Raw genomic sequence first — 12,030 nt, forward strand, 5'->3', positions numbered from 1 at the left:
ATTATGGATTCATGCCAGCCAAACTAATAAGCGTGCAGTTTCAGCCCTTTTTCGTGCAGTTTTGGGGAATAAGTGTACAGCTATGCGTTTGCCATTATGACAATTGCCGGGCAATTACAGCCGGATCAATGGCATTATGGGAAGAGGTGTATACCACCTGTTTGTCTTTCAGTAGGATGATCTGTGGCGACTGGTGGGTAACCCGCAACTCCTGGGCTATAAGATTGGAGACAGGCCTGAAAGTCAGTAAATCGAGGTAATGGAAATCGGCCTTGCCTTCTATTAATTGAAAACCAAGCTCTAATCTATGCTTTGCATAGGCGCTGATGCCACAAGTGGTGCTGTCTTTGAAGATGATCTGCGGTTTTTCGGCCGAGTTTTCCAGAAGGGTAAAGAAATGTTCTTTCTCTGTGACAGGTTTCCAACTATTCATGAGGCAAAAATACAAAATATCCCGGATTCATAATCTGCTTTAGCTTCCAAAAGGATCCCCTACTCCACCTCCAGCTCAAACGCCTCATTCAACTTCAGTTTGCCTTCGGTTTCATTAGCGGCGCCGGCAAGTTTCCACCCTTTTATTTTTCCGGTTTTACCCCTGGTTAACAGATCGGCGATCTGTTTGTCAGTGAGTTTTTTGCCAAAAACTTCAAACGGTATCTTGAAACCACACACCTTGAAATTGGCGCAGCCGTAGGCTGTATTGCCTTTCTTCAGCACATGCGCTTTGCATTTGGGACATTGCTGTTCTTCAATAACCATCGCCTTTTTCGGCTCTTTGGGTTCTTTAGGCTTTGCTTCTTTCTTTGTTTTTTCTTCTTTCTCTTTTTCTTTTTTCTCCGGTTGATCTGCAGCAACGGTAATAGCCTTATACGTAGCCGTTTTTACTTCTACCGTAAGGTCAATGACCATTTGAATGAGTTCCTGTTTGAAGGTCTCAATGGCATATTCGCCCTTTTCTATCTGGCGTAATTTACGTTCCCAGATACCGGTGAGCTCAGGACTTTTCAGCAGCTCGGTTTGAATAGTATCAATTAGATCGATGCCGGTTTGGGTTGCAAAAATGTTCTTTTTACGTTTCTCTATATACTTCCGGCGGAACAACGTTTCAATAATATTGGCGCGGGTAGAAGGGCGGCCAATACCGTTGTCTTTCAGCAGTTCGCGCATTTCCTCATCGTCTACCTGTTTGCCTGCAGTTTCCATGGCTCGTAGCAGGGATGCCTCGGTATAAGGTTTGGGTGGAGTGGTTTTACCGTGATGTACCCTCGGCGTATGCGGGCCGCTCTCCCCTACCACGAATACCGGCAGCACTTTTTCTTCTTCCTCTTCTTCTTTTTTCGACTTCGCATCATTGGCATACACTTCCTTCCAGCCCGGTTCCAGAATTTCTTTTCCCGTCACTTTAAAGGGCACCTGCCCTACCTTACCCAATACGGTGGTATTTGATATTTTACATTCAGGATAGAAAGCTGCAATAAAACGCCGGGCAACCAGGTCATATATACGCTTTTCTTCCGCCGACAAATTGGAAGGATATACGCCGGTAGGAATAATAGCATGGTGATCGGTCACCTTTTTGTCATCGAAAACCGTCTTCAATTTGGGAATAGGATTGGCCAGAACCGGCGCCGTCAAAGCCGCATAAGGCGTCAGGTCCTGCATAATGCCGGCAATTTTTGGATGCAGGTCTTCGGAGAGATAAGTGGTATCTACCCTTGGGTAAGTGACCATCTTCTTCTCATACAGGTTCTGGATATATTTCAGCGTATCGTCGGCAGTATAAGCATATTTCTTATTGGCCTCTACCTGTAAGGCGGTAAGGTCGAACAGGCGGGGATTACCTTCTTTACCCTCTTTTTTCTCAAAGGAAGTGATCTCGAACGGATGTTCCTTCAGATAAGCCAGGCCTTTTTGCGCCCTGTCGAGCACCTTCATGCGGTCGATGGTCGCCGTAAATTCTGTTTCTCTGTAAATGGTTTTCAATTCCCAGTATTCTTCCGACACGAACGCATTGATCTCCTTCTGCCGCGCCACGATCATCGCCAACGTGGGGGTTTGAACCCTGCCAATAGAGAGCACGGTTTTGCCCTGCGCGAATTTTTTGGTGAACAGGCGGGTGGCGTTCATCCCCAACAGCCAATCGCCGATGGCCCGGGCGCTGCCGGCCGCATACAGGTTGTCGTATTGATCGGCGTTCTTCAGCTTCTGGAAGCCTTCCCTGATGGCGGCTTCTGTAAGGGAGGAGATCCATAACCTCTTAACAGGGGCCGGGCATTGCGCTTTAAGCAGCACCCAGCGCTGGATCAATTCCCCTTCCTGGCCGGCGTCACCACAGTTGATGACCTCCTCACATTGGTTCACCAGTTGTTCTATGACCCTGAATTGCTTTTCAACCCCGTTGTTATTGATCAGCTTGATGCCAAAGCTGGGCGGTATCATGGGCAGGTCTTCCAACCGCCAGTATTTCCATTGCTCTGTATAGTCATGGGGTTCCTTCAGGGTACAGAAATGCCCGAAGGTCCAGGTAACCTGGTACCCGTTGCCTTCAAAATACCCGTCTTTACGTACTTTGGCCCCAATAACCGCTGCAATGTCTCGGGCCACACTGGGCTTTTCTGCAATGCAAACCTTCATAGTTGTAAAAGTGGGCAAATGTCGTATTTTTTTGGCAGCCACGGTTATTGCCACAATCAGTAAATATTACCATAAAACCCATAAAAAACACCCCTTGTGGTGGTACACCTTTTATAGCTTTGTGCTACAAATAGATGAAATGACCAAGCAAGTGCTGCCGGTTTATGGCATAAGCAATTTGAATGAGTCGAAGCCTTCGCCCGAAGACTTTATGACCGATCATTTTGCGCATTATCTCGATGAGCATAAGAACCTGCGTTTCCCGCACAAGCACTCCTTTTACCAGCTGGTATATTTTTCAAAAGGATCGGGTAGTCATTCCATCGATTTTATTGAATTTCCTGTAGAGGCCGGTCAGTTGTATTTTATGATACCCGGACAAGTACACAGCTGGAATTTTGCAGACCAGCCCGATGGGTTTATCGTCAACTTTTCTGAACAGTACCTGAACGGTTTTATTACCAACGCCCGGTATCTCGATCAGTTCATCTTCTTCTCCGGCATTGCCCAGGAACAGGTGATCACCATACCTGAAAATGCAAAACAGGAAATAGAAACCACCCTGGAAGCGATCGTGCGCGAAGGCCTCTCAAATGCCAAATTCAAAGATGATTTTGCCCGCACTGCCCTGGTGCAATTGTTCATATTGGTTAGTCGCATTCCTGCAACAGCAAGCGACCGGCAACAGAATCAGTACAACCAGGTATTGTTACGGAATTTTCAAAAATTAATAGAGCAGCATTATAAAGAGAAGAAGCTCACCAAAGATTATGCAGCCATGTTATATATAACGCCCAACCACCTGAATGCCCTTTGTAAAGATGTAACGGGGCGGCCGGCCGGTGAGCTCATCAGGGACAGAGTGCTGCTGGAAGCAAAGCGGTTGCTGGTGAATGCCAGGCTCACCATTGCCCAAATAGCCACAGAGCTGGAGTTTATGGACAACTCCTACTTTTCAAAGTACTTTAAAAAATATGCAGGGGTAACTCCCGAAATATTCAGACATCAACATGTTAAAAAAAATAGCTAGTATATGGAAACCGCAATTAAAATAAATAACCAGGATGAAAGCATATCGTCAACAGCAGATAAAAAACCTGGCATCATTAATTTGCTGAAATGTAAATGCCCACGATGCAGGCGGGGCGATATGTTTGAAAATAAAAATCCTTATGTATTGACGCAAACCATGAAGATGAAAAAAGAATGCGCCGTTTGCGGGCAACTATTCAATCTGGAAGTTGGCTTCTATTATGGTTCCAGCTATATAAGCTATGTTGTTACTGTGGCATTAAGTGTAGCAACCTGTGTAGCCTGGTGGCTATTGATCGGATTCTCCGTAAACGACAACCGTTTCTTTTACTGGTTAACGTTTAATTCAATTTTACTGATCGCTGCGCAGCCTTATTTAATGCGTTTGGGCAGAACCGGTTGGTTGGCGTTCTTTGTTCGCTATGATAATAACTGGCGGGTGAAACCTGAGCAATCACTCGAAAGGCTGAATGAGGCACAGGAAGGGAACTGGTAAAGTAACTACCATATATTGGATTTCGGGGACATGGCTTTGTAAGCCTGCCCCGCCAATTTATTTCTTCACCCACTCCATATACGTCGCATCCTCTTTAATATCCTGAAAATCGCCAAAATCAGGAGAGAGTGTCAGAATCCTTTTTACAAGCTGATAGGCTTCTTCCTTTCGGCCAAGCTTTAACAATATTCTTACCTGTGTGTCATGAATATAATAATGAGACTCGCTTTCAATATAAGCAACGCCTTTTAAAATGATCTCCAACGCTTTCTCCAGGTCCTCCTGCTTATCTGAGATCACATGCATTTGCCAGGCTACAGAATTGGCAGTTATGCGGGTCACTTCCTCATGAAATTTACCAAGGTCGGTATAATGCCAGATCATTCCGGGAACCAGGTCAAGGGTATGCAGCCCCTGTTTAATAGCGGCCTGGTTCAATTCGAGTAAATCAGCCGGTGAAAAGGATGCTTTATGATTGGAGGTTAAATAACTATACGCATACACTTTACCATAGTTTGCATATAAGAGATTGTATTCATCAACTACCTGGCCCGAACTAAAAAATGCAAGCACCTCATCGTATACCTTCAATGATTGCAACAGCTTTTCCCGGTCATCTTTGGCATTCATCAGGATGTTGGCTTCCTTCATACGGTTATTCATCGCCTGCCATTGCTTCACATCTTCCCTATCGGTAACTTCATTATCAATCCGGTTATCGCGGAAATCAATCGTACAACCCGGCAGTTTTTTGCTGATCGTTAACCGCTCGCTCGTTGGCAGCCGGTTGTATCGAAGATTTAAATGTTGTAATCCTTTCAATGCATAAACCTCTTCTGGCAATGTGGTGAGGTCATTAAAAGAAAGATCAAGGACTTTCAGATTTTGCAAATTGGAGATCCCTTCCAGGTGCTCCGCTTTCAACGCTTCCCGTACGATCCCTTTTCTTCCGTCGCCATGTATGATGTTGGGCACAATGGATAGTTTGGAAACAAATGCAGCTAACCGTTCCGGATCATGCGCCAGGTTTTGTTCTATTTCTTTAAACTGATCCATTTTGATGAACTTCTCATTTCGTTCACCGTGACGGTCAATATACAATGTTTCCAGGCTGGTGATCTTAAAAAACGCTTTCAGTAAACTTTGCTTTGGAGTAGGCCGCGTAGTGAAGTTGATCAAACCATCAGCATGCAGGGTTTTCAGCTTTTTCAATTTCGACAGATCAGGCAATTCGTTCAGGTAACACAGGCTGGCATCCAGGTTCAACTCTTCCAGGTTCTGCAGATTAGTAAAACTATCCGGGATTGTTTTTATTGAAAGGCTACCCATGTTCAACCGTTTCAATCCTGTTAGTTGTGTAATCACTTCAGGGAAATCAACAGGTGCTGCGGTACTGCACTGGTAACACGTTAATTCTTCGAGGTTGGTAAGTTCAGCTACTGATGCCGGCAGGCCCAAACCCACATTATACGAAACATTCAGTATTCTGAGCGAAGAAAGCCGGTTGATGCTTTCCGGTAACACCAAATCGCCATTGTAGGCTACATTCAATACCCGCAGGTTGGGCAACATCCCAATTTCAGGCGGCAAACTCTTTAGACTGCATTTTTCCAAATGCAATTCTTCCAGGCTAACCAGGTCTTTTATACTTGCAGGAATGCTTTCAACGGGATTTTCATTAAGCACCAGTTTTTTGAGTGAAGTGAGCCTGGTAAGCGTGCGGGGAAATTCTTTCAGTTTTCTGTCGGTAAGGTCTAACTCCAGGAAGTTCGTATTCACTTTACCTAGTTGTTCCAATTCCTCTTCCAGGATCAGGCGGGCAGGGCGCGCCCCCTTTTTCAGGGGAGATTTGCCCGCTTTGAGCAGCTCAATAAATGCAACAGGATTGAATTTCATTTTTGCATCAAACACAGCTGACACCATCACCCTTTCAAAATCCTTTGTTGTATAATCGTATTCAAAAAAATCATCCCGATCGTCATAATAATTGATCAATATCGCTCCCTGGGGCGTAATGGTTGAGCTGTGATCTGAATTCAATACAAAGGGCACCCTTGTATTACCGCCAATTACGATACTGCCATCATTATAATTGCCGTCAAACGCATAAGTAATATCAGCATCCCCGGTGATATAAATACATTCATCATAACTCTGCAGTACGTCACAGGTAACATTCCCCAATACCAGTAAAAAAGGGAAGCACCCATCAGATGGACTTATAGTTCCTGCTACTGTAAGGTTGCCATTTACCAGGATCAGGGTACTGTCGGTATCGGCATCTGCGCCCAACGCAGTTAAGGTATTTTCTGTATAATCGTTGTTTAGGTCTCCGTTAATATACGTGTCGCCATCCAGCAATATCACCTTGTTAAAACCCATATCACCAAATGGGTCATACTGGTCAAGGTGGAATCGCTGTTTTGCTTCCCCATTACTAATGAGTTGGGGTATTGCTGTTATAGTAGTGGCGGGGTCGAATGACACCCGCTGCCTTTTGCCTTTTATATATTGCTCGCTGATAATATGACGGCCTTCATTAATGTATTGGTCCAGCTTTCCACTATTGCTGTAATGATCATTTTTGATGAGCTCGTCGAGCAGTGGCTCCGTGGTATTAAAATCAGCCTCTACCCCATCGATATTACCGGTATTTATGATCAGTCCCTGTACATCGCCGACGAATTTAAAGAAATGGTCTTCGGCAAAAATGGTAGTGGCTTCTGTATTGCCCGCTACAGTCAGGCTGCCGTGGTTATAATAGCCATAAATGGTTTGCTCAACGATCAGGTTCCCTTTGATGTAGAATTCAGCCCCGCCTTTATTAATGCTTTTGGCGCGCAGGTCGCCGGTCACAAACAAGGTTTCACCATAATCCATATCCGGTTGATACAGGACACCGGTTAACGTAAGATTACCATCTACAATGATGCCATTGGCGCCGGCTTCGGCACAAAATTTCTGGATATTTATGTCCTGGGGCATTTCAACATTTCCTTCCAGCAACAGGTATTTACCTTTGTTGCCATATTTCCCCCGAATATAATTTGACAGCTGAAAACGCGTGATGGCATCTTTCTCGGTGATAATTTTGTACTGTGACATTTGTTTTCAAAGGAGGTTTTAGATTCTTTTTCCTAACGGAAATTTTATTCCTAAAGTATTGACTGGCAGGAATAAACATTAATTATGCCAAATTAATTACTGATCAAAAGGACGTAATTTTTCTACCGCCCACCATTCCCGAAAAATATTCCGTAACACTACTAACAATGGCGCCAATATCTGCATTATAAAAGCCGGCACTGTTCAGGCATCCACATTCTACAATATAATAACTATCGCCAGTTTTGCAAATATCCATGACAAAAATATCATGGGGCGTATAATCACGGCATCGCTGCTCAGCAAATTGTATGACTGCTGGCGGGCAGCCCCGCTCCTTTTTAAGTTTGAAGTCTTCCCGGTATTTGGAAGCTGCCACTACCTGTTTGTTCACTATCCATAGCCGCCATTCATAGCGCAGCTGGTACGGTTCCGACACTATTATTTTACTGTCTAAAGACAAACTGGTGTTATCGAACATTTTTAATCGTTCGTACCATTCTCTTATTTCTCCATACTTTTTCACTTCCCCTGAAAAGGACTTGCTGTCATCATCGGGCCTGATGAAAAGTAATTTATCAAGCTCATATTCCTTTGACATTAGTTCGCTGAAAGACGTTACCAAAGCACCATAATTCAACATATGCCGGCGCCAATGATCAAAATAATTAGCGATTGAAAATGACTGATCATTAAAAAAGAACCCTTTATTAAGGCTGTCGTTCTCATAAACCAGCTTTCCCATAGTGGTAGACCCATAAAATATGCTATGCCTGCTTTTATCAAAATCAGGTAACTGCCCAATAAAAGGGATAATATCAAATTCAATATACTTTACTTCAATGCTGTCGCAGCTTTGCTTTAATGCGAGCAAATCATCCACATTGGTCAAATTTTTCTGGATCATCCATTGTATATTGTTATAGTTAGGTTTCATAGGTTAAAAATATTAATTTGGAAGCTGATTTTCGACCGGGCAATTGTAAATATTAATTAAATGAAGTTGCCTGGGAAAAATGCGGATATCCCAATTTGGAAAGAGGTAATTTTATATAGTTTACACAAGCTTTAGAGTTAAATCATGAAAACTTGTCTCGAGATAGGTTTTTTTCGACGATAATTTACTCGCCGGGATATATTTACTTTTGAGGGGCCAATAATTACTTTTTACAGGGAGATATTTACTTTTTGCGGCCGATAATTACATATTGCCGGGAGATAGTTACTTTTTGGGGACGATGCTTACTTTTTAATGGGAGATAGTTACTTTTTTGAAGACGATAATTACTTTTTCCGGTTTATAATTACTTTTTCCCGGGCTATAACATCAGAGTGGGCCCTTATAACATCATTTGCATTGGAGATAATTTTTTTTATCAGAATTAACATCATTTAAAGAAAAGATAATTACTTTTTGCCGGTTGTAACATCTTTTCATTTGTAGTTAATTACTTTTTAGCTGAAGTTGATCGCGGGATGCCAGAAGTACGTTTTTTTCCTATTTGTACATCATTTTTTATTGTAGCTCCATTGATTTCAGAAACAGTTCACTTAATATCATTAATAGTTGACTTTTTAAGGCGCAAGTGCACTCATTTACCTGTTTATTCACTTAAATACCGGAAGAAAATACTTTTACTTGCCTTATAATACCTCAACGCTGCCAAATAATAAAGTATGTTATGTTATGGTTCCCCAAATCCCCAGGTATTTGACTTGATCTAGTTCCTCCGCCAGTCCCGACTAGTCGGGAGAGGCTGGGGAGTAAATAAAAAAAGGTCTACTGTAGAAACAGCCGACCTCTAACGATTGCTTGCCATATGAAAAAAAACGTAAGCCTGAATTGTGTGAAGCTTTTGCTTCGGGGTAGCTTTCTGCTCTTTCTTTACCGCTTTACCGTACTACCGTTGTTGATGATGTAAAAATACATCACAGCCCAACACTTACATAGTCATGTTTTTCACAACTTTATTATGCCTAACGTTGCTATAAATTTGCAAAACCGGCCACAGGCGCGCATTTCAGCTGATTTTATAAATTATCTCCGGCACATGCAAACAGGATGGAGCAGGATAGTAAAGGGTCAATGTGGAAGGGTTCTGAGCGAAGGGAATAATCAACGGTTCATAATACATCCATCGTATGCCAGGTTAACGTAACACATACACCTTAAAATTAGAAAAGCCCCGGTGTGGAAACATCGGGGCTTTCAGTCAAAGTACTGATTAGTGTACTTATTAAAACAGTTGAACTTCGATACTGACTAAAGGATGACCATATTATTTTTTCTAAAATTCAGGTTTTCAGGGTGGTCTTACCCGCCTCTCTTTTAACTATCAACCTGTAAATCAACCACATTCCCCTATTGACAACAGGTTTTTGGGGTTGCCTTGGTATAAATATTAAATAATGGAATATCCACGAGAACCGATATGCTGAACCGGAAATAATAGTTTTTGTCTACATTGATATCCTTTGCATTGACACCCCTTAGTTGCGGCCCTAACTGCCCACCTAAACCCAAAGAAATGGGGCATTTACCAAAACCATAATATACAAACAAACCGGGCGACAGGATGTTCTTAAGCTTTACCTCAGATGCTACATTGCTGCTGTCATCTCCTAACCTGAATGCCGCCATAGCGCCAATATCTATCAAAGGAACGAACAGCGTTATACTTTTACCACCGATCTCTCTACCATTGCTGCGGAGCTGTCCTTTCCGGCCTAAATTACCCCAACTGAATGCCGGGCCTACCGGCGCAGTTAATCCAGTTACAAATGAAGCTTTCTTTTTCTTTAAAACAGGCATGTACTCTGTTCCGGCAAAGGGACCAATATAAGCGTTCAATGCAATATTGAAGTCAGTTTCTCTTTTTATGGAAGCACTTCCTACCGGCAATACAATGGCTTCAATGGCTTCTTTAACCTCGTCGGAGTTTTTGGCTTCCACTACATTCGCCATAAAAGTGCCATACCTTATAAACTCCTCTTTGAAAGTATAATTCGAATCCAATATTTCGGCCAGTATTTCAGAAGTGTGCATCACCAGGGCCGAATAGTTTTGCGATTTTATATCATAACAGGCATCTGTGGCCGGATCAATAATGCGCGTAAAATGCAGCATATCGTCTTTTAACTTTTCGAAACCGGGAAACAGGTTTGCATCGCCAATAAACAGGATGGAAGCTTTCAGAAAAGTAGACAAAGCCGAAGCATAATTGGCATAAATTAGTATAGATGACTCCTGCCCCTTCGCTTCACTGGTAGTTATATTATCAGTAAGAGAAGATACGCTGGCTGCTGAATTGGCGATCGAGCCAAAGTCGGTCCTGAACCGAAAATTCAGCGAAGCCCAATTGTCGTGGAGATTATTGATATATTGCTGCAGGGTTGTTGTAATGGCTGGGTTGCCGATGTTGAACCGGATATTATTTGCTCCTCTTTTTTTATCGGCATTAAAAACAAGCCCGAGGTATATTTTGATGGCAGCCTCATTTTTTAACAGATTACCGATCTCTGTTTTGGTAACCCATACCCTTCCTGCTTCATGACTGACCATAGATTGGGAAATGAGATTGGTAAACTGAACTATGTTCGATACATTTTCCTCACTATGCTGAAATACCGGGTCGTTGGCCAGGTTATTCAATGTTTCCGCGGCATTGTTGCCTTCCAGAATATTATTGCTTACAATTAAACCTGCAATAATACCACGTCCGGCCGGGTTGTTGTTTAAAAAAACGTTGATGGCAGTCAACCGGTCTTTACACTTTTGATTATCTGTGGGGCAATCAGCAGCACTGAGATCACGTAACGCGATCAGGTTTTTTGAAAATGCATTCAGGTCTTTTTGAAACCCCGCCCGTAATGCCGGCAGCATAGCTGCATATTGATAGGAATAAATATCCATCAGAAATTTATAAGTTGTGGGAAACACCACCTGTACTTCGGGATAAGCACGGATAAATTCCTGAAATTTCCTGAAAAAAGCGATGTTCAATTCCTCCTTGCTTCTTGCTACAATAAACTTTGCCAATCCATCAGCAAACTTTGTAACATCGGCATTGCCTACTGAAGATAATAGCCCGTTCAGCGAGAGATTACCCTGAACAAGATTAGTACCAGCAACCGCACGTACCAATGAATCCAAAAACTTATTGTCTTTATAAAATTCACCTAACTGTTCGGCACCTTCACCATTCGCATAAAAAGAAAGGATCTTGAGTTTGAGGACCACGCTGGTATTCTTATCAGCCAGGGTAACTGCATCGTACACAAACGACCCGGGCTGATATTCCCCGGAAACAGCAGTCGGGTTGCCGCCACCGTTACCGGTACCACCGCTATTAACGGCACCACCAGCACTGCTATCCTGCATAAAAAATGATTTCTCCACTTTTCCATTTAACAAAACCCTTATTCCCACCTTATTGGCTAATTTAAAATTACTTCCTTCTACCTGCCTGTTTGCAATTTTGGTAGTTTGACCAGGCGCCAGCGTTATTGTATCCTGGGACGCTTCTGTATTAAAAAGCAGGACCTTGATCTTAACTGCTGCAGGAGCGCTTGAGGTTACCTCCACCTGCTTTATATCATCTATCTTTATTGCAGCATTTTCGGCCGGCAAAGGGTTGCCATTAAACTCCAATACAATCTTTCGTGATTCTGTCCCCTTTATTTTCAGGTTCAGTTCCTGCGCATGAGAAAGGCACGTGCTAATAACAATTAACACCGTAAGTATAGATCTGATCTTCATAATT

7 protein-coding genes are annotated in these 12,030 nt (G+C 42.9%); 2 read left to right on the top strand and 5 right to left on the bottom strand.

Annotated features, from left to right (window positions below):
• Window positions 1–94 precede the first annotated feature (94 nt).
• Together ytxJ and A3860_RS05050 are read right to left on the bottom strand one after the other, a co-directional pair.
• Window positions 95–433 carry a bacillithiol system redox-active protein YtxJ gene (ytxJ, locus tag A3860_RS05045; protein WP_081145458.1) on the bottom strand — a complete coding sequence of 113 codons (339 nt, stop codon included), beginning with the start codon at window positions 431–433 and terminating at the stop codon, window positions 95–97.
• 59 nt (window positions 434–492) lie between these two features.
• Window positions 493–2,652: a type IA DNA topoisomerase gene (locus tag A3860_RS05050; protein ID WP_245843478.1), complete on the bottom strand. Its 2,160-nt coding sequence runs from the start codon at window positions 2,650–2,652 to the stop codon at window positions 493–495.
• A gap of 121 nt (window positions 2,653–2,773) precedes the next feature.
• Here A3860_RS05050 and A3860_RS05055 point away from each other — a divergent pair, with 121 nt between their 5' ends.
• Both A3860_RS05055 and A3860_RS05060 read left to right on the top strand, forming a co-directional pair.
• Window positions 2,774–3,664 carry an AraC family transcriptional regulator gene (locus A3860_RS05055; protein WP_081145549.1) on the top strand — a complete coding sequence of 297 codons (891 nt, stop codon included), beginning with the start codon at window positions 2,774–2,776 and terminating at the stop codon, window positions 3,662–3,664.
• Between the two features lie 3 nt (window positions 3,665–3,667).
• The gene (locus tag A3860_RS05060; RefSeq protein WP_081145460.1) at window positions 3,668–4,162 is read left to right on the top strand and encodes a DUF983 domain-containing protein; all 495 of its coding nucleotides are present in this window, start codon (window positions 3,668–3,670) and stop codon (window positions 4,160–4,162) included.
• Between the two features lie 57 nt (window positions 4,163–4,219).
• Here A3860_RS05060 and A3860_RS05065 read toward each other — a convergent pair whose 3' ends face one another.
• The 3 genes from A3860_RS05065 to A3860_RS05075 all read right to left on the bottom strand — a co-directional run bounded on the left by A3860_RS05065 (window position 4,220) and on the right by A3860_RS05075 (window position 12,026).
• Window positions 4,220–7,267 (bottom strand): leucine-rich repeat domain-containing protein, encoded by a 3,048-nt coding sequence (locus A3860_RS05065; protein ID WP_081145461.1) that lies wholly within the window; start codon window positions 7,265–7,267, stop codon window positions 4,220–4,222.
• Between the two features lie 103 nt (window positions 7,268–7,370).
• Window positions 7,371–8,204 carry an ATP-grasp domain-containing protein gene (locus tag A3860_RS05070; protein ID WP_081145462.1) on the bottom strand — a complete coding sequence of 278 codons (834 nt, stop codon included), beginning with the start codon at window positions 8,202–8,204 and terminating at the stop codon, window positions 7,371–7,373.
• A gap of 1,425 nt (window positions 8,205–9,629) precedes the next feature.
• Window positions 9,630–12,026, bottom strand: a complete 2,397-nt coding sequence (locus tag A3860_RS05075) for a hypothetical protein (protein ID WP_081145463.1) — start codon at window positions 12,024–12,026, stop codon at window positions 9,630–9,632.
• Window positions 12,027–12,030: the final 4 nt, after the last annotated feature.

This window comes from Niastella vici, from assembly GCF_002077945.1.
GTDB classification, from domain to species: Bacteria; Bacteroidota; Bacteroidia; order Chitinophagales; family Chitinophagaceae; genus Niastella; species Niastella vici.

Excerpts from the sequence above, each read along its gene's own strand:
- ytxJ (WP_081145458.1), bottom strand. The coding sequence starts at position 433 with ATGAATAGTTGGAAACCTGTCACAGAGAAAGAACATTTCTTTACCCTT.
- A3860_RS05055 (WP_081145549.1), top strand. The coding sequence starts at position 2,774 with ATGACCAAGCAAGTGCTGCCGGTTTATGGCATAAGCAATTTGAATGAG.
- A3860_RS05060 (WP_081145460.1), top strand. The coding sequence starts at position 3,668 with ATGGAAACCGCAATTAAAATAAATAACCAGGATGAAAGCATATCGTCA.
- A3860_RS05065 (WP_081145461.1), bottom strand. The coding sequence starts at position 7,267 with ATGTCACAGTACAAAATTATCACCGAGAAAGATGCCATCACGCGTTTT.
- A3860_RS05070 (WP_081145462.1), bottom strand. The coding sequence starts at position 8,204 with ATGAAACCTAACTATAACAATATACAATGGATGATCCAGAAAAATTTG.
- A3860_RS05075 (WP_081145463.1), bottom strand. The coding sequence starts at position 12,026 with ATGAAGATCAGATCTATACTTACGGTGTTAATTGTTATTAGCACGTGC.